This is a genomic window from Corynebacterium aurimucosum (assembly GCF_030408555.1).
In the GTDB taxonomy this organism is placed as follows: Bacteria; Actinomycetota; Actinomycetes; order Mycobacteriales; family Mycobacteriaceae; genus Corynebacterium; species Corynebacterium aurimucosum.
On the sequence record NZ_CP047048.1, the window covers coordinates 1,864,859 to 1,882,788 of the forward strand.

The following is a 17,930-nucleotide window of genomic DNA, read 5'->3' on the forward strand; positions in this document are numbered from 1 at the left end:
GCGTGACTACACCGCAGATACCTTCCTTGGACGAAATTCCCGCAGCCGTACGCGAGGAGCTCGCGCTTTTTCTAGACCGCCAGCGTGATGCCATCGCATCCATCGGCGCTCCGGTAACCAACGCGATTTCCTATTTGGAATCCTTCGTGCTGGATGGCGGCAAGCGCATCCGTCCCCTCTACGCATGGGCAGGTTTTATCGGCGCACGCGGGCTGGAAGGGTCGGAGTCCCCGCAGGCCATGCTCCGCGCAGCCACATCCTTGGAGTTCATCCAAGCCTGCGCCCTGATCCACGATGACATCGTGGATGCCTCCGATACTCGGCGCGGTAACCCAACCGTTCACCGTGGCGTAGCAGCCCGCCATCGCGAACTCGGCTTCCACGGCGATGCTGATTTCTTCGGCCAGTCCCTTGCCATCCTCGTGGGTGACATGGCTCTGGTCTGGGCGGAAGACATGCTCCAAGACTCCGGCCTGAGCCCTGAGGCACTCGCGCGTGCCCGCGCCCCTTGGCGCGCTATGCGCCGCGAGGTAATCGGCGGGCAGATGCTGGATATCTGCCTCGAAGCGGAAGGTTCTGAGGACGCCACGTTGGCTGATTCCGTCAACCGTTTCAAGACCGCCGCCTACACCATTGAGCGCCCCCTGCACTTGGGCGCAGCCATAGCCGGCGCCCCCGAAAAGCTCGTCGCTGCTTTCCGCGGCTACGGCCAAGACATCGGGGTCGCCTTCCAGCTGCGCGATGATTTGTTGGGGGTCTTCGGTGACCCCGCCGTGACCGGCAAGCCGGCCGGTGATGATTTGCGCGAGGGCAAGCGCACAGTCCTCTTGTCCTTGGCACTGCAGCGCGCGGATGCCTCCGATCCTGCCGCGGCTGCGGAATTGCGTCGCCTCATCGGTCAGACAGAGGATCCCGCAGAGATTGCCCGCATGGCGCAGATCATTGCGGATTCGGGTGCACCGGATGTCGTCGAGCAGCGCATCAACGATCTCACGCGCTCGGGCCTTGACCACCTTCACAATGCTCAGGTTTCCCCCGAGGTTACGAAGACTCTGGAAGAGCTGGCTCACAAGTCCACGGCCCGCCGAATGTAGCATGGCTCGTCCCACAACCACGCGCGTGCCCCTGCGCATTCCCCATCCCCTGCCTTTGGGCATCATCGCCGCTGTCGTGCTGGCGCTTGCCTCTTTCTCCGGTGGCGCTACCCGCAATCGCGGTGGATTCCTTGAGGCGCTCAATATCGGCTTTCTGGCTTATGGCCATGGCCGCAACATCGGCATGGTCCTCTATTGGGTTGGCCTTTTCGGTTTGGTTGCCGCATGGGTTTTAGCCGGCCGCTACTTCATTGCCCCGCAGTTGAAGAACCCACAACCAGACGGCGCGCTGTCCGATATTCGTCGGATGCTGCTGTGCTGGGTTGCCCCTTTGTTGTGTGCGGCACCGCTGGCTTCTCGCGATGTGTATTCCTATCTCATGCAAGGTGCGATGGTGCGTGATGGCTTCGACCCTTATGTCGAAGGCGCGGCGGTGAACCCTGGTCCCTTCCTCTTGGAGGTCTCCCACGACTGGCGCAACACCACCACCCCTTATGGCCCCTTGCATCTGTGGATGGGCAATGGTGTAACCCACCTGGTAGGAGAAAACGTCGCCGCGGGCATCATCGTTTACAAGGCAATTTCGGTCCTGGGTTTTGCAGCTATCGCCTGGTCAATTCCACGGCTAGCCCGAAGCATCGGAGGCGATCCTGCCCTCGCGCTCTGGTTGGGCGTGGCGAATCCAGTGATGCTCTTGCACCTCATCGGTGGAATGCACAACGAATCAGTCATGGTGGGCTTAGTATCGCTGGGCTTGCTTGCTGCAGTGCACCACAAGTTCCATGTCAGCCTCCTTCTCGTCGGTGTGGCAGTCTCCCTCAAGGCCACCGCTGTCTTCGCCGCACCTTTTATCGTGTGGCTCATGCTGCACCACTGGGCCCCAAAGGGGACGAAGCCCATCAAGCGCTTCGGAGTCTTCCTCCTGTCCGGCTTCCTTGCCGTGGTGGAGGTCGCACTGGCGGTGGCGGCGATTACGTGGGTGTCGGGAAGCTCGTGGGGCTGGCTGTCACAGATCAGCGGCAATTCCAAGGTCATCAACCCTCTAGCTGGCCCTACCCTGCTGGCTGACATCCTCGTGCCGCTCATCCAGGTCTTCTCCCCCGATACCACCTATAACGGTGTGCTCACCGCGCTGCGCTCGGCTGCGATGATCCTCATGATCCTCGGCCTCGTCCTCGTATGGTGGTGGGGTTGCACGGGCGTGCGCCGGGCTATCGCCGCCACGGCCGCGGCGTACCAGGTGGCATTCGTCTTCAACTCTGTGACGCTGCCCTGGTACTACGCCTCCGTGCTCACGCTCATGGGAACGTTCCGCCCGCCATTGCCCTTGATCAAGCTCACCACCGGCGTGGCTATTTTCATCGGCGTCGCCTTTGCCGGTGACGGGAACCACCAGCTTTATAACTGGTTCTGGGATATCGCCATGGTGGTCGTAGCTTGGTCAGCAACGCAATGGATTTTCGATGGTGTTCCACGCACCACCGCGGCCCCGAAGCCCGATGAGGGTTCTAAAAAGCCGAAGCCTGTGCGCGCCGAATAACCTCGCGCGCCAGGTGCCCGTGCAGCGCGTCAATGGGGCGGCCTGGCAAAGAATCATCTTCGGTAAATAGGTGCGCCAGAATCTCGTTGTCGCCCCACCCGTTGTCGGAGAGGACCGTAATCACTCCAGACACATGCTTGGAAATGACGCCTTTGGCGTTGAAGAATGCTTCCGGAACGAGGCGCTCTCCCTCAGCATTGCGCCACACAATGAACTTGCGCGCATTGAGAAGATCGAAGACACGCGTGATCGGGAGATCGAGCCTTTCAGCGACCTCCTTCAGCGTCAGCAGCTTTTCCCCGGCGAGGAGCTGCGGCAGTTCTGGGTGCGGATTCTCGGTGTTTTTCTCAGACTTAGTCACGGACACAACTGTAGCCGGATCACACTTTGGGGCGCCGATCAGCCATACTGGAATCCATGACAAGGCTGAACGTGGGCGACATTCTTGAGGGACGCTACCGCATCGATCAGCCGATCGCTCGGGGCGGCATGTCCACCGTGTATCGCTGCGTTGACATGCGTTTGGGTCGCGCAGTGGCGGCCAAGGTGATGGATGAGCGCTATCACGATGACCCCGTCTTCGTCACCCGCTTCGAACGCGAAGCACGCGCGATGGCGCAGCTGAGCCACCCCAATCTCGTCGCCGTGCATGACTTTTCCGCGGATGGATTACCCATTTATCTCATCATGGAGCTCATCACCGGAGGTACCTTGCGCGAGCTCCTTGCGGAACGCGGACCCATGCCGCCGCATGCCGCAGCCGGCGTCATGCACTCCGTGCTGGCCGGGCTCACCGAAGTGCACCATGCCGGCCTCGTGCACCGAGATATCAAGCCGGACAATGTTCTGATCACGGATAGCCACCGCGTCAAGGTCGGTGATTTCGGTCTGGTTCGCTCCGCCAAGGCGGAGCACGATAGCTCCGGCCAGATCGTCGGTACCGTCAGCTACCTCTCCCCCGAGCAGGTCACTGGCGCGGACATCACGCCGGCCTCCGACGTGTACTCCGCGGGAATCGTGCTCTTTGAACTCTTGACCGGCACAGTCCCCTTCCACGGCGATACCCCGCTGGCGCACGCCACCGCGCGCGTGCACGAGGATGTGGTGGCGCCCTCCTCCCGCATCGAGGGGGTACCCATGCTTTTCGACGCCCTCGTGGCCACCGCCACTGCACGCCAGCCAGCCGAAAGGTTTGCGGATGCCGGCGAATTCCTCGATGCTTTGGATGATGTCTCCCGCGAGCTACAGCTCCCGAAGTTCACTGTGCCGATTCCGCGGAACTCAGCTGCCGCACGTACTGCTGCCGTGCCAACGGATTTTTCGGGCACGGATAATACCCGGGTCTTTGAAGCGACCTCAGCTATCCCTGCACCCCAGCCCCCAACGCGGGAAACCCGGGTAGAGCCGCGCAACGACGCCTTCTTCCCGCCAGCCGAGCCTGTCGAGCCCCCGGCACCCTCCCCTGCGGTACCGGAGCCTTCTGCCCCCGTTCCTCCAGCCGGGGCCGAGGAAGAGCCGGAAGAACGGCCCTTGAGCAACCGCAGCGCGATAGCCCTCATTGGCTTCCTCGTCCTCGTCGGCCTCGCCACCTTGGCCGTCGCCGTGGCGGCTTGGTGGTTCGGCTCCGGAGAATACGGCACGTGGCCGATTCTCTGGAGGCCGTATTAGCCTGCGCAGCTCCTAGTTGCGCAGCATCTCAGCGATAAGGAAGGACAGCTCCAGCGATTGCTGGGTGTTTAGGCGCGGGTCCACGGCGGACTCGTAGCGGCCCGGCAGATCCACATCCGTGATGTCCTCAGCGCCGCCAAGGCACTCGGTGACGTCCTCACCGGTGAACTCCAGGTGCACGCCGCCCGGGTGGGTGCCCAGTTCACGGTGGACCTCGAAGAAGCCTTGGACCTCGTCGACGATCTTGTCGAAGTGGCGGGTCTTGTAACCGTTCGATGCCGTGAAGGTATTTCCGTGCATAGGATCGGACTGCCACACAACCTTGTGGCCGGAGTCCTCCACTGCCTTGATGATCGGGGGCAGCACGGAGCGCACCTTATCGTGGCCCATACGGGCAATCATGGTGAGGCGGCCCGGCTCACGGTTCGGGTCAAGCTTCTCCGCGTATTCCACTGCCTGCTCCGGCGTCACGCCAGGGCCAAGCTTGATGCCCACGGGGTTGCCGATGATAGAAGCAAAGGCCACGTGGAAGTCCTCAAGACCACGGGTACGCTCACCAATCCACAGCTGGTGTGCAGACAAGTCATAAAGCTTGGTTTCGCCGTTGAGATCCGTGCCCAGTCGGAGCATGGAACGCTCGTAGTCCTTCAACAACGCCTCGTGGGAGCAGTAAATCTCCGCCGAGCGCAGGGTCTCGTCCGAAACCCCACAGGCGTTCATGAAGGCCAGGCCGTTCTCAATCTCATCCGCCAGCGCCTGGTAGCGTGCACCCGCCGGGGAGTTAGCCACGAATTCGCGGTTCCACTCGTGGAGGCGGTACAGGTCTGCGGTTCCGGAGTGGGTCAGCGCCCGGACCAGGTTCATTGCCGCCGAGGAGTTCGCGTAGGCGCGAATCATGCGGGCAGGATCGTGGCGGCGGGACTCTTCGTTAGCTTCCACGCCGTTAACGATGTCACCGCGGTAGTTGTACAAGCCGTTCGCGTCCAGATCAGAGGAGCGCGGCTTCGCGTACTGGCCGGCGATACGTCCCAGCTTTACTACCGGAGTGGACGCGCCGTAGGTCAACACCACGGCCATCTGTAGCAGCGTCTTGATGTTGCCGCGGATGTGCGGCTCAGTGTTGGATTCGAAGGTCTCGGCGCAATCGCCACCCTGGAGGAGGAAGGCTTTGCCCAAGGCGACGTCGGCAAGCTTGCGCTTGAGATCCTCAACTTCCGGGGCCACGACGATAGGCGGTACGGATTCAAGAATCTTGCGCACGTTATCAGCCTGCAGCTGATCCCAGCTCGGCTGCTGTTTTGCCTCGCGGGAAATGGCGTCTTGGAACTTCTCATTGATCCCCTCCGGCAGCGGCGGCAGATCAGGAAGCACTTCTTTGGGAATATCTACTGTCCAACTCACACCCAGTATTTAACCATCTTGGGCCTGTCACGCGTTAGTTAATGGACTTTTCGGCCGCGGTATTAATTCACGATTAATGCACGCGGTTGCCCCTAGTCAGCGGCAATTGCTGCTCGCAGACTCGAAACTTAGCCAGATTATGGCGGGCGTCGACCAACGCATCGTGGTTGCCATTGGGTACTGGAGGCAGCTTAGGGCGGCCAGCAAACTCCCAATACTGCTTCAGTTCGCGGGTATAGCGCGGCATCCCCTTGGGCAGGCTAGCCATGTCTCCCCACAGTTGTGCGAGGACCACGTGGTCATAGGCTCCTACCCAAGCCCACAGCTCAATGGGCGTGGAATGCCGGCCTAAGAATTTCAAGAGCTCTTCGCGGATGGTCTCACGTGATTTCCAAACTGGGTCTGCGGGGCTTGGCAATTTATCCAAGACGTTCTCCCGCACCCACGCATTAGCCTTCGCGGGGTCGAAATCTGTGGACACCGCGTAGTACTCGCTTCCGTCTTCCCCGACAATACCGATGGAGACCAGCTCGATGGTCGATCCGTCCTCAATGAATTCGGTGTCGTAGAAGTAGCGCACGCCCCGTATCCTAGTCTGCCGCCTAGAGCTGCCTTGCCACTGGGGCCTATACTCAGCGGCGTGAAGAAAGCCCTTTCCTCTCCCTTTCTCCCCCTGATCATCGCTGGGCTGGCAGCCCTACCGTGGATTATCCAGCCTGCAGCGTTATTCAGCGACGGCTCCGTGCTTCCCTATTACCACGTTGACCTCGATGTATATCGTGAAGGAGGGCGCGCGCTGCTGCGCGGAGAGAATCTCTACACGCAAAGCTATGTACTCGACAACGGCGTCTCACTGCCCTTTACGTACCCGCCTTTTGCCGCAGTGCTCTTTGCCACGGTGTCGTGGATACCGCTGTGGCTACTCTCACTTCTCCTCACTGCGGCATCGGTGGCAGCGCTCTGGGGCTGCCTCTACGCCGTCCTTTCTCGGAGTTGCACCACTCACAGGCCCGGCTGGTGGTCTTCGTGGGCGCTCTGTGTGTGTCTGCTGTGCGAGCCCGTTATCGATACTCTCAGCTTCGGCCAAGTCAATCTCCTGTTGACAGCGATGGTCGTTGTCGATTGCCTGCTGCTGAACTCGCGGAGCCCGTGGCGTGGGGCCCTTAGCGGCGTGGCTATGGCTATCAAACTGACCCCGGCGGTCTTCCTTGCGGTCTTTGTCATCCGCCGCGAGTGGCGTGCTTTCACTACGGCCCTAGGTTCCTTTACGGTCTGCGGCGTGGTGGGCCACTTCGCTTCACCGGCAAGCTCCACGGTGTATTGGAGCGATACCATCCGGGATTCCTCCCGCATCGGCGCACTGGCCTACTCCAGCAACCAATCCCTCCGGGGCCTGCTCAGCCGCGTCATCCCTGAGCAGGCAACAGCCCTCTGGGTAGTCGGGTGCCTCATCATCGTGGCGACGTTGTGGTGGGTCATGGAGCGCACATCCTCACAGATTGAGCTTCTGCTGCTAGCCTCGTCGGCAGCGCTGCTGTGTTCACCTGTCTCGTGGTCGCACCACTTCACGTGGCTGTGCTTGGCGGCGGTGTATCTGACTGCCCGCCGCCGCTGGTTCATTGCCAGCCTCACATGGCTAGTTCTTCTAGCCCGCGGTCACTGGCTTGTCCCCCACGGTGAGCAACTCGAACTGACGTGGTCGTGGTGGCAGCAGATTCCGGGCAATGACTACTTCTTGCTTGTCGTATTCCTCGTTGCGTTGAGCTGCTGGCTCAAACTCACACCTGCGGAGGAAGGTTCCTTCTTCCGCCGACTGGCTCCAATCGGCGGTGGGGTCAGCGTCCAGCCCAAGACGGGTACCTTGCCTAGGGCCCATAGGGCCAAGGACGCAACAGCGCAATAGAGCACGCACATGCTGAGCCAGAACCAAGTATTTTCCAGTGGCCATTGACCCGCCAGGGTGACCTCCCGCGGGTGGAGCGCCATGGGGTAGCCATAAAGAACGGTCAGGCGCTGAGTAGTTATCCCACGCGCGGCGGGTGAAAAATCCGATGGCATAGGCCACGATCATCCCGGAATATGCCCAGAAGCTACGATGATCCCACGTTCCCTTAAACGGTGCCTCGATGGCGGAGGTGAATGCAGCAATGGCATCCCGGAAATAGGCGGAGCGTGAAAAGCTCTGCGAAGCTGAAGCGAAACACCTTTTGTGCGAAGAAGCCGCTCACCAAAAAGAACAAAGGCAAACGCAAGGGGTCCAGCCACACGTTGAAGGCAGCCAGCCACGTGTCCTTGGATTCTGGAACCGTGAGCGTGATGTGCAACAGCACGACGCCCAAGATGGAGATCCCCTTTGCTACATCGGGTCAGGCTAATCGCTGTTTGGGGGAGGAAGTCACTGATTACCGCGCCTCCGAACCGGGCTCGGCCCCTTCCGGGTAGCCGTGTCCGGCTTGCAAGGAAGCCTTGACATCGGAAGCGTACACGTCGACATAAGGTTCGCCCGTCAATTCCGAGAGTTGCTTCATCACGTAATCCGTAAAGGCACGAGCGGTGGCGTGATCTTGCGGGTCGAGGTTACGCTCAGCGGCCCATGCTCGGGGGTCGATGGGCTCTCCCACGCGCATGCCGACGCGAACTGGGCGCGGAATCCACGAACCGATCGGGTTGGCCTTCCGGGTATTGATCATGGCGATCGGAATGACCTTTTCACCCGTGGTCAGCGCGATGCGCGCCATGCCGGTGCGCCCCTTGTAGATACGCCCATCAGGTGAGCGAGTTCCCTCCGGGTAGATGCCAAAAAGATCTCCGCGGCCAATAATGCGTTCCGCGCTCGCCAGCATCGCGTCACTAGCGTCCTTGTTGACGCGGTCAATCGGCACCTGCCCGACCGAGCTAAAGAACCACTTTTGCATGCGGCCGACGAAGCCGGGGGTAGTGAAATACTCGCTCTTTGCCAAGAAGGTAATCTGCCGCGGGCACAGAAGCGGGAAGTAGAAGGAATCCATCACCGCTTGGTGGGAGGAGGCCAAGATAGCCGGTCCGGACTCCGGGATGCGATCCATTCCTTCGGACCATGGGCGGTTCCACACTCGAAGGGCCGGGCCGAAAAAGATGTGCTTGAAGGCCCAGTACCACTTGTTTCGCATCGCTTATAGTCCTATCTGTATGTGCCGAACAGGCAGTGCTGCCCGGTGAAAGAAAAATGTGCGGTGTTAACCTCGGTGCTCCTGGCGGGCGAGATCAGCGACTCCGATCATACCTGCCGCCGAACCCAACTTCGCGGTTGCGACTCGGGCCAGGGGCCTGTGACCGGCCCCGACAATCTGGCTAGCCATGGACTCCCGCGCTTGATCTAGGTAAAGATCCGCGTCCTGGGACACCCCGCCGCCGATTACAATCAGCTCTGGATCGAGCACATCTGCCACCATGGACAACCCCTGCCCGAGCCACTGGCCGAAGTTCTCCATGACGGCCAATCCCAGTGGATCACCTTGTCGAGCCGCAGCGGTGATCTCCTCGCCGGAGGGGTTTAGCGGAAGGGCGGTATCATAGTCGCCGCGCAATTCCTCGCAGGTATCCGGCAATGCGGTGCCGGAGGCGTAACGCTCGAGGCAACCACGCTTGCCGCAGGAGCACAGGCGCCCACCCGGTGACACGACAAGGTGCCCAAACTCTGGTGCGGTACCGAAAGCTCCTCGGTAGATTGTGCCGTTAGTAAAAAGCGTGGCACCAATGCCGGTTCCCACGGCAAAAAAGACCCAGTCCTTCGCACCCCGTCCAGCACCGAAGCGCCATTCCCCCCAAGCAGCCGAGTTAGCATCGTGTTCTAGGCGAACCGGGATGTCCATACGGTTGCTGAGGATCTCGCGTACTGGGGCATCACGCCACGGCAAATGCGGTGCGAAACGAACGACTTCACACTCGGGATCCAAAAAGCCTGCGAGAGCAAGCCCCACGGCCTCGATGTCATGGGATGCGGCCAGATTGTCTACGCAGCGCACGATGTCATCTTCGAGTGTTTGCGCATCCGTGGCGGTGGGCACACTCAGCGAATCCACAATCTCTCCGGAGGGATCAATCACCGCAGCACGCAGGTTGGTTCCACCGATATCGAACCCGATGGTGAGGCCAGCGTGGCCGCCTTCAGCGGAGGGAAAGTGTTCAAGCATGACTAGTAGGATATACCGCGTCCTGCCCACGATCACATTCAAGAACCTCACGCAATCGTGCGCCCATAATCTCCCACGTCCAATGCTCTTCCACGTGGCGCCGTCCAGCTTCCCCCATACGGTGGGCTCCGGGGACGTCGCCAAGCAGCGTGCACAACGCTAGCTCAAGCTCCGGCACGGAGGAACCGCGCACAACTATGCCCGTCTCCGGCGTTACTGTCTCCGGCGCACCGCCGGAATCCCCTGCAACGACTGGTAGGCCCGCCGCCTGCGCCTCTAGGTAGACAATTCCCAGGCCTTCGACGTCGAGGCCGCCACCCCGGGTGCGCGCCGGCATGGCAAACACGTCGGCGGCGTGTAGCGCCATCCTCAATTCCGCCGTATCCCGTGCTTCCTGCACCAAGGCGTCCGGGCAGTACAGGCGCGCAAGCTCACGCACAGTCGACTCATAACGACCGCGCCCGATGATGAGCAACTGGGCATCTGGAATTCGCGCGCGCACTTCCGGCATTGCGCGCAGCAGCTGGTCTTGGCCTTTCCGCGGGACCAGGCGGGAGATACAGACGATGACCGGGCCTGGGCCTAGCCCGAAGTGCTCCCGTGCTGCTTGTTTCTCTTCCGTAGTAGCCGGGGTGAAATCCTCTAGGTTGACCGCCGAGGGCAGGTGCACCCACTGGGCACGCGTGCCGAACGCGGGCTCGAGCCTGTTGCGCGTGTACTCAGAGATATACGTGATGACATCGGCATTCTGACCGATTCTGCGCAAGGCTTGCCGCGCCAAGGGAAGCATGGACCACCCCACCTCATGCCCGTGCGTCGTTGCCACAATGCGGCTTGCCCCAGCCGCACGCGCGGACGGCGCCATAAGCGCCAGCGGAGCTGCAGCACCAAACCAGACTGTCCCAATGTTGTTTTCACGAATGAGCTGCTGCATACGACGAGCTGTGGCGGGCGTCGGCAACATAATGCTGCGTGGCCAGCGGACCACGGTATAGGGCAGCGTCGCGTCATACTCCGCGGCAGCGTCACTATCTTGAGTCGAGGCGAAGACCACGACATCCTGCGGGTTGAGGTTGGCTAGAAAATCTCGAAGATAGGACTGAATCCCGCCAATAGTAGGCGGGAAGTCATTGGTAACGAGGAGGGTGCGCGCCATAACCTAGTAACGAACGGCGCCTTGGACGGGCATGGAATTAAGCGGCACCACGGCCACGGGCACACCATAGGTGGAGGCGTGAACCACTTGGCCATCCCCGATATACATTCCCACGTGGGTCACGCCGGGATAGTAGCCCACGATGTCCCCTGGCTGCAGCTGATCCATCGGCACTGGAGTGCCACCGGCAAGCTGCGCCTGGGAGGTACGTGGAATGCTCTTGCCCATCTGTTGGTAGCTCCACACCATGAGACCCGAACAGTCAAAGGCATCGGGACCGGTAGCACCCCACCCATAGGGAGCGCCGATGCGGGTAAGAGCGGCCTCGACGGCGGCGGAGCCAGAGCCATCAGCCAACGCGGCTAAGTCAAGACCGGAAGACCCGCCGAAGTGCTGGATCCACGCCTCCCGCGCTTCGGGGCTGAGGCCATCAACGGTGGCTTCTAGTTCCTTCTGTTGTTCCTCCAGCTCGGCCTTTTCCTTGAGAACAGTATCCCGCTGTTCCTGCAATTCATCACGCTTGCGGCGGGCTTCCGCGGCAGCATCGACAGCTTCCTGGTGCGCATCATCTGCGGCGGCAGAGGCAGCTACCATCGCAACTTCTTCACGTTTCGCAGCCTTGGACAACGCGCCCAGGTAGCCCATGCGCTCGACCGCGCTGGCGACGTCATTGGCGTTAAGAGCAGCCGAAACTGAGGTCGATGCAGCATTCCTGCGATAACGCTTTTGCGCGAGCGCATCGATGCGTTCCTGTTGCGCAGCTACCGCCGCGGAGGCGTCCTCGGAACTGCGGTGCGCTTCCTCGGCCTTGCGGTCCAACTCTTCAATGGCCTTCTCCGACTCGGCGAGCTCATCCTCAAGCCCCTTGACCTCTTCACCCTTGGCAGACACGCGCTGGGCGACGTCCGCCATACGCTCAATGAGGCCAGGGAGATCTTCAGGCTCCTGCGCTTGCGGGGTGCTTTCTTGCTGCTCCGGAGAAACCTCCTGGGACATAGCCGATGGTGAAAGGAAGGCTACTGGAACGGTGCTCAAGGCAAGTGCAGCGACCGCACACGCAAGGCCACGACGCGACATGGGTACCCCCGAAACTTAGAGAAGGTTAATAGCTGACTGGATCATACCCTCAGTCGAGCAAAAACATAACGGCTACAAGAATAGCCGAGCCCCTTCCCTACCCTCACCATCAACATGGCAAGAGCAGCGGAAGGGGTTGAAAAGACTACCCAGCGCGCTTAGAAGCGAACTGCGGAGTGAATCGGCATGTAGTGCAGGGAGCGCTCGCCCACCGGGGTGCCGGAGTTCAGAGCGTCAATGATGGTGCCATTGCCAGCGTAGATGCCGACGTGGGATGCACCGGAGTAGTACACGATGATGTCGCCCGGCTGCAGCGCATCGAGGGACACCGGGGTACCGGCGGAAGCCTGCGCCTGGGAGGTGCGCGGGATGGACACGCCAGCCTGCTGGTAGGCCCAGGATGTCAGACCAGAGCAATCGAAGGCGCTCGGACCATTAGCACCGTAGACGTACGGGGAACCGATTGCGGAACGAGCGGCTGCGAGCACCTTCTCACCAACAGACTGGGACGGTGCCGGGGCCGGGGCTGCGGCGGCCGGGGTCTCAACAGCAGCGGCGTAGCCGCCACCCTGGTTAGCCTTGAAAGCCGGGATGTAGCGGTCAACGTTCGGCAGCTGCTGAATGTTCGGGACGCTCTCCAGGCCGGCAACGTCGAAGCGGATGTCGGTGTTCGGGACGACAACCTCGGCGGCGTTGGCGGCTGCCGGGGTGACAACCGCTGCGGTTGCTGCGATAGCAGCGGTGGATGCAATGCGACGGGTGTTCAGGTTGCCCTGACGACGGTGCTTAGCCACGAATTTAAACTCCAAATCTTCCTGCGCGCCTACTTTTCTCCGCCAAGAGGACAAATCTTGTGTCTATCTTCTCTGCAACGCGGATGAAAGCTCTGGCCCAAGGGACGGGCCTAGTGTTCGACGATGACCCATTCCTGTAGAGCCATCTCCACTCGGCCCCCGAATTTTTAGGAGGGGCGAGACGCGGCGCTTAAATCTTCAGTTCGTATTGAGCACCGGTGATGTGTACACCGTGTCGGTAACTCAATGTCTCGAATAGGTTACGAAACCATCACAAGCAATGTCGAGTCAGAAACGCAAAACCGACTCCGTTACCGTCCTGTTATCAAATGGCAACCTAAACGACATAGTGCACAATTCTTCCACTCCAATGCACAATAACTATCGCCGGAAGCTTGCCCTGAGCAGCGATATCAGAGCCTCAGGAACACGCGCCGCCCCCTAGACCATTGCCACACTACGCCAACAGAAAAGCTCCACAAAACTGGCTGTGTAACCTTCGTCACACCGCCGTAATGCGCTTTAACAAAAGCCCCATTTGACCCACCACCAACTCTCATCCGAGCTTCAAACGACACTAATCGCAGAAGGAAATCCGCCCTCCCAGGCCCGCACGCATTCCGCCTCCCATCACTAGCGAACAACGCTGATGCAACAGCAGCCATATATATAAAGAGAAGCACGGGAAGCGCACTGTCCAGTCACGCACGACGCTCAACGCAGCGACGACAATCAAGGGACCTAGCGCACCGTTCGAAATCAACTACTAAGGACGCGCGAAGCCGAAGAGAATCATGAACGCTGGGACTTGCCGCTTGACTCAGTAATTGCCCCTACCTCTTCCCTTGAAGTACTTCCGGCCGACGCCCAGCGCTCTATCTCGAGCGACGGTATCGCCGAAAGAACAGATTAGGGAATGCAAAAGGGCTCAACGGCCCTCTAGCCCTGCTAACACCCGCCAGCGGCCCGCATAAGCGGCAAGAACGAGAAAGCGTCCCGTCCATCGCATGGACGAGACTTACTGCTCTATATAGGTCACGCTCTACCCGCGCTGCACACGCCCAGATAGAAGGCCCCCTACCCCACTTACTTCGTGGAGATCACAGCGTGAGGGAAGCCAGGCAAGCGGAAGACCGCAAATGCCCGTCGCGGAAGGTCAGCCAAAGGCTCACGGGACTTCACCTAACTCAACTTGCAATAAAACGCTGAGAGCCCGCACCTCTCCCTATTATTCGGAAGGCGGTGCGGGCTCTGTGAGCGTGTTTCAGTGAGTGAAGGCGCTAGATGCGGCCATTCTCCTCGTCATCGCGACGGTTAGCCTCGTTGAGCTGACGGAACATCTCCGTCTCCTCAGCGTGGTTCTCGTGGCGAATCTCGTTGACGCGGGACACGATAGCCGGGTCATCGGTGGAGAAGATACCCTGCGTTTCGGAGTCAGCCAGACCAAGCTGGTTAAGCTGCTTCGGAACCTGGGCGCCAGCGTACTCGAGCGGAATCGGGTGGCCGTGGTCATCGACCGGGCCGAGCGGCTGGTGAACCTCGATGAAGGCACCGTTCGGCAGCTGCTTAATAACGCCGGTCTCAATACCGTGCTCCAGCACCTCGCGGTCGGAGCGCTGCAGACCAACGCAGATGCGGTAGGTCATGAAGTATGCAATCGGCGGCAGGACAATCAGACCGATACGGCCAACCCAGGTCATCGCATTCAGCGAGATCTGGAAGAAGTGTGCCACGTGGTCGTTACCACCAGACAGCGTTACCAGCAGGAAGAAGACGATGGCAGCCGCACCGATAGCGGAGCGAACCGGAACGTCACGCGGGCGCTGCAGAAGGTTGTGGTGAGCGTCGTCGCCCGTCAGCTTCTTCTCAATGAAGGGGTAGGCGAAGAGCAGGACAACCATCAGGCCACAGAGCAGTGCGACCCAGAATGCAGACGGAATGGTGTAGTTGCCGATGTAGAGCTCCCATGCCGGCATGACACGAGCAACACCGTCAGTCCACAGCATGTAGATATCCGGCTGGGAACCAGCGGAGACCTGGGACGGGTTGTACGGGCCAAGGTTCCAGATGGCGTTAATCGTCATCAGACCGGAGATAAGAGCCAGCACGCCGGCAACCATCATGCCCATGCCGATGGCCTTCGTGGCGAAGACCGGCATAATGCGGACACCGACAACGTTGTTCTCAGCGCGACCCGGTCCAGGGAACTGGGTGTGCTTCTGGAACCAGACCATGATGAGGTGCGCTGCGATGAGACCCAGGATGATGCCCGGGATAACCAGCACGTGCAGGATGTAGAAGCGGTCCAGCATCAGGTCGGACGGGAAGTCGCCACCGAAGATGGCCCAGTGCAGCCAGGTACCGATGATCGGCAGACCCAGGATGATGGCGGACATGATTCGCAGACCAACACCGGAGAGCAGGTCATCCGGGAGGGAGTAACCGAGGAAGCCCTCGACCATGCCCAGCAGGATCAGAGCGCAACCGATAATCCAGTTGGCCTCACGCGGGCGGCGGAACGCACCGGTGAAGAAAATACGCAGCATGTGGGCAATCATGGACATCATGAACATGAGTGCTGCCCAGTGGTGCATCTGGCGAACGAACAGGCCGCCGCGCACCTCAAAGGAAATATCCAGAGCCGTTGCATAAGCACGGGACATCTCGACGCCGTTCAGCGGAGTGTAGCCGCCGTCGTAGATGACCTTCGTGATGGAAGGATCGAAGAACAGCGCCAAGTAGATGCCGGTCAGCACCAAGATGATGAAGCTGTACAGTGCCATCTCACCGAGCATGAAGGACCAGTGAGTGGGAAAGACTTTGTTGAGCTGGGTACGCAGGACGCCGGCGGCGGAGTACCGCTCGTCCATGTTGTTACCCATCTGTGCAAGTTTGTTACTCATTATGACTTACGCTCCCAGAATGCAGGTCCGACGGGCTCGATGAAGTTGCCCTTAGCAATGAGGTAGCCCTCTTCGTCCACGTCAATCGGCAGCTGCGGCAGCGCACGGGCGGCCGGGCCGAAGACCGGCTTGCCGTAGTGCAGAGCATCGAACTGCGACTGGTGGCACGGGCAAAGAATGCGGTTGGTCTGAGCCTCGTACAACGAGGTCGGGCAACCAATGTGGGTACAAATCTTGGAGTAGGCGTAGTAATCGCCGTAGTGGAAGTCTTCCTGTCCCTTGCGCTCGATGGCCTTCTTGGCGTCATCGTTGCGCAGGCGGATGAGCATCACGGCGTTACGGTTGCCATGGATGGAGTGCATGTGGTTGGTGTAGACGTCCTTGTCCTCGGAGTACTCCGCACCATCATTGACATCCTCAGCAGCCAGCGGGAAGACAGTCTCCATACCACCGGCAGCGAGATCCTCCGGGCGAACACGCACCAGGCGGGTGACGCCGCGCGTGGTGTAGTGAGAGCCGGACTCACCCTCGTGCATCTCTGCGATGGTACCGGTGTCGCGAGCGAGATAGAGCTTGACGCCCTTCTCGTGCATGGTCCAGCCGGAGGTCCACAGGGTGCCATCACCGGTGTAGTCCAAGTCGTGGCGCTTCTTCCACGGGTTGTTGATAGCGCCGGCGAGCGGAGCGATAACGGTCAGGCCGAAGAGAACGCCGGCACCACCGAGCAGACCCTTGATGGTCTTACGACGACCCAGAGTCGAGGTGGTCCAGGAATCATTCAGCAGCGCGGTCAGCGTGCGACGGTCAACCTCATCAGAGGGGCCATCGTGACGACGCTGAACGGAAATCTCCTCGGGGAGAATCTTCTTGACGTACTGAACAATGGCAAAGCCCAGGCCCAGGATGCACAGACCAGAGGTCAGGCCAAGCAGCGGGGTGTACAGGGTGTGCCACCACAGGCCATCCTCACCCAACATCTTGTACTCCCACGGCCAGAAGAGGTACACGCCGAGGAAAGCGATACCCATCAGGACGGAGATGATCAGCCAGAAGGTGACATTGCCAGCAGCGCGCTTCTCAGCGGGATCGCCCTCGACTGGGAAGCGCTCCTTGCGGAATGCGACGGTGACATCATCCAGCTCGGTACCGAGCGCTGCGAGCTCGTCATTGCTCATAGCATCGAGCTCTTTACGAGAGTAATTCTTCTTTACGTTGCTCATGAGCGAGATCCAATCCACATAGCGGCAACGCACAGAAGGCTGATGCCGATGATCCACATTGCCAGGCCCTCAGCCACCGGACCGAGGCCGCCGAGCGACCAACCAGCCGGAGACGGGGTTTCCTTCGCAGACTTGAGGTAGGCGATGATGTCCTTCTTCTCATCTGCGGTCAGCTGACGGTCAGAGAACTTAGGCATGTTCTGCGGACCGGTCAGCATTGCCTGGTAGATCTCCTGCTCGTTGGCCGGGTCGAGCGGCGGCGCGAACTTACCGGAGGAAAGAGCGCCTCCCCTACCGGTGAAGTTGTGGCAGGACGCGCAGTTCATACGGAAGAGCTCGGAGCCCTTTGCTACGTCCTCGGCCTGGATCTGGCCGTTGTAGTTAGCGCCACGCAGGGACTCCTGCGCAACGGAGCCATCCTCGTCGTAGACGATGTCGGCACCGCCACCGTTGGCAGCGACGTAGGCGGCAAGCGCCAGGGTCTGCTGCTCGGTGTAGCGCGGAGTCTTGCGCTCGGCCTGAGCGTCGTTGGACATCATCGGCATACGGCCGGAGTGAACCTGGAAGTACACGGAGCCGGCGCCAATACCAACGAGGGAAGGACCACGGTCCTGGATACCCTGCAGGTTCGCACCGTGGCAGGTGATACAAGCGACTTCGTAGATGTCCTTGCCCTCTTGAACGAGTGCCTGGTCATCCTTTGCGGCGGTGGCCACCTGTGCGTCAGGGGTCAGGGCGGAAGCCAAGACACCTGCGCCGGTGAGCCCGATGCTCAATGCAAAGACGCCAGCAAGCGTGCGCTTCGCCTTGCGGCGACGGCGGGTCTTCTTAGCCGCGGCAGTGGTGTCTTCCACTGCGGCGGGCTGCTGGATGTTATCCATCATTTTCCTTTAGATAACTCGTAC

15 protein-coding genes and 1 pseudogene are annotated in these 17,930 nt (G+C 60.4%); 4 read left to right on the forward strand and 12 right to left on the reverse strand.

The genetic code is table 11. The annotated features are described in order from the left end of the window. The first annotated feature begins 2 nt into the window (after window positions 1-2). Together CAURIM_RS08775 and CAURIM_RS08780 are read left to right on the forward strand one after the other, a co-directional pair. Window positions 3-1,094: a polyprenyl synthetase family protein gene (locus CAURIM_RS08775; RefSeq protein WP_070445246.1), complete on the forward strand. Its 1,092-nt coding sequence runs from the start codon at window positions 3-5 to the stop codon at window positions 1,092-1,094. A 1-nt stretch (window position 1,095) separates the two neighbouring features. Next, entirely contained in the window at window positions 1,096-2,634 is a 1,539-nt protein-coding gene (locus CAURIM_RS08780; protein WP_201827780.1) for an alpha-(1->6)-mannopyranosyltransferase A, read from the forward strand. Here the strand turns inward: CAURIM_RS08780 and CAURIM_RS08785 are convergent. Further along, the gene (locus CAURIM_RS08785) at window positions 2,603-3,001 is read right to left on the reverse strand and encodes an Rv2175c family DNA-binding protein (RefSeq protein ID WP_070445241.1); all 399 of its coding nucleotides are present in this window, start codon (window positions 2,999-3,001) and stop codon (window positions 2,603-2,605) included. The two genes, CAURIM_RS08780 and CAURIM_RS08785, sit on opposite strands and share 32 nt — an antisense overlap. Window positions 3,002-3,051: 50 nt before the next feature. Between CAURIM_RS08785 and CAURIM_RS08790 the strand changes: the two genes are divergently transcribed. Then, a complete protein-coding gene (locus CAURIM_RS08790; protein WP_070445237.1) occupies window positions 3,052-4,302 on the forward strand; it encodes a protein kinase domain-containing protein in 1,251 nt (416 codons plus the stop codon). Window positions 4,303-4,314: 12 nt separating this feature from the next. Here CAURIM_RS08790 and CAURIM_RS08795 read toward each other — a convergent pair whose 3' ends face one another. Both CAURIM_RS08795 and CAURIM_RS08800 read right to left on the reverse strand, forming a co-directional pair. Next, a complete protein-coding gene (locus tag CAURIM_RS08795; protein WP_070445234.1) occupies window positions 4,315-5,703 on the reverse strand; it encodes a class II 3-deoxy-7-phosphoheptulonate synthase in 1,389 nt (462 codons plus the stop codon). Between the two features lie 73 nt (window positions 5,704-5,776). Continuing rightward, window positions 5,777-6,283, reverse strand: coding sequence for a polyadenylate-specific 3'-exoribonuclease AS (locus tag CAURIM_RS08800; protein ID WP_070445233.1), 507 nt, complete (start codon window positions 6,281-6,283; stop codon window positions 5,777-5,779). Between the two features lie 60 nt (window positions 6,284-6,343). On the opposite strand from CAURIM_RS08800, the gene CAURIM_RS08805 reads away from it, so the two are divergent. Then, window positions 6,344-7,606 carry a glycosyltransferase 87 family protein gene (locus CAURIM_RS08805; protein WP_236659249.1) on the forward strand — a complete coding sequence of 421 codons (1,263 nt, stop codon included), beginning with the start codon at window positions 6,344-6,346 and terminating at the stop codon, window positions 7,604-7,606. Between the two features lie 256 nt (window positions 7,607-7,862). On the opposite strand, the pseudogene CAURIM_RS12915 reads toward CAURIM_RS08805, so the two are convergent. From CAURIM_RS12915 to qcrC, 9 genes and pseudogenes are all read right to left on the reverse strand, one after another. Beyond that, window positions 7,863-8,051, reverse strand: a pseudogene (locus CAURIM_RS12915) (hypothetical protein); the annotation flags it as partial. Window positions 8,052-8,105: 54 nt separating this feature from the next. Beyond that, window positions 8,106-8,852 carry a lysophospholipid acyltransferase family protein gene (locus CAURIM_RS08810; protein ID WP_070711469.1) on the reverse strand — a complete coding sequence of 249 codons (747 nt, stop codon included), beginning with the start codon at window positions 8,850-8,852 and terminating at the stop codon, window positions 8,106-8,108. Window positions 8,853-8,918: 66 nt separating this feature from the next. Further along, a complete protein-coding gene (locus CAURIM_RS08815; protein ID WP_070643669.1) occupies window positions 8,919-9,875 on the reverse strand; it encodes an ROK family protein in 957 nt (318 codons plus the stop codon). Then, complete coding sequence (locus tag CAURIM_RS08820) at window positions 9,868-11,031, reverse strand: glycosyltransferase family 4 protein (RefSeq protein ID WP_070729771.1); 1,164 nt, start codon at window positions 11,029-11,031, stop codon at window positions 9,868-9,870. Before CAURIM_RS08820 ends, CAURIM_RS08815 begins: the two co-directional genes overlap by 8 nt. 3 nt (window positions 11,032-11,034) lie before the next feature. Beyond that, complete coding sequence (locus CAURIM_RS08825; protein ID WP_201827777.1) at window positions 11,035-12,108, reverse strand: C40 family peptidase; 1,074 nt, start codon at window positions 12,106-12,108, stop codon at window positions 11,035-11,037. Window positions 12,109-12,266: 158 nt separating this feature from the next. Continuing rightward, the gene (locus tag CAURIM_RS08830; protein ID WP_070445698.1) at window positions 12,267-12,902 is read right to left on the reverse strand and encodes a C40 family peptidase; all 636 of its coding nucleotides are present in this window, start codon (window positions 12,900-12,902) and stop codon (window positions 12,267-12,269) included. A gap of 1,280 nt (window positions 12,903-14,182) precedes the next feature. Next, window positions 14,183-15,805, reverse strand: coding sequence for a cytochrome bc1 complex cytochrome b subunit (gene qcrB / locus CAURIM_RS08835; RefSeq protein ID WP_070445213.1), 1,623 nt, complete (start codon window positions 15,803-15,805; stop codon window positions 14,183-14,185). Then, entirely contained in the window at window positions 15,805-17,025 is a 1,221-nt protein-coding gene (gene qcrA / locus CAURIM_RS08840) for a cytochrome bc1 complex Rieske iron-sulfur subunit (protein ID WP_201827774.1), read from the reverse strand. Before qcrA ends, qcrB begins: the two co-directional genes overlap by 1 nt. Beyond that, complete coding sequence (qcrC, locus tag CAURIM_RS08845) at window positions 17,022-17,909, reverse strand: cytochrome bc1 complex diheme cytochrome c subunit (RefSeq protein ID WP_029159009.1); 888 nt, start codon at window positions 17,907-17,909, stop codon at window positions 17,022-17,024. Before qcrC ends, qcrA begins: the two co-directional genes overlap by 4 nt. Window positions 17,910-17,930 lie beyond the last annotated feature (21 nt).

Bases quoted from the DNA above. Each gene is read 5' to 3' on its own strand.
- CAURIM_RS08780 (WP_201827780.1), top strand. From the start codon at position 1,096: ATGGCTCGTCCCACAACCACGCGCGTGCCCCTGCGCATTCCCCATCCC.
- CAURIM_RS08790 (WP_070445237.1), top strand. From the start codon at position 3,052: ATGACAAGGCTGAACGTGGGCGACATTCTTGAGGGACGCTACCGCATC.
- CAURIM_RS08810 (WP_070711469.1), bottom strand. From the start codon at position 8,852: ATGCGAAACAAGTGGTACTGGGCCTTCAAGCACATCTTTTTCGGCCCG.
- CAURIM_RS08815 (WP_070643669.1), bottom strand. From the start codon at position 9,875: ATGCTTGAACACTTTCCCTCCGCTGAAGGCGGCCACGCTGGCCTCACC.
- CAURIM_RS08820 (WP_070729771.1), bottom strand. From the start codon at position 11,031: ATGGCGCGCACCCTCCTCGTTACCAATGACTTCCCGCCTACTATTGGC.
- CAURIM_RS08825 (WP_201827777.1), bottom strand. From the start codon at position 12,108: ATGTCGCGTCGTGGCCTTGCGTGTGCGGTCGCTGCACTTGCCTTGAGC.
- qcrB (WP_070445213.1), bottom strand. From the start codon at position 15,805: ATGAGTAACAAACTTGCACAGATGGGTAACAACATGGACGAGCGGTAC.
- qcrA (WP_201827774.1), bottom strand. From the start codon at position 17,025: ATGAGCAACGTAAAGAAGAATTACTCTCGTAAAGAGCTCGATGCTATG.
- qcrC (WP_029159009.1), bottom strand. From the start codon at position 17,909: ATGATGGATAACATCCAGCAGCCCGCCGCAGTGGAAGACACCACTGCC.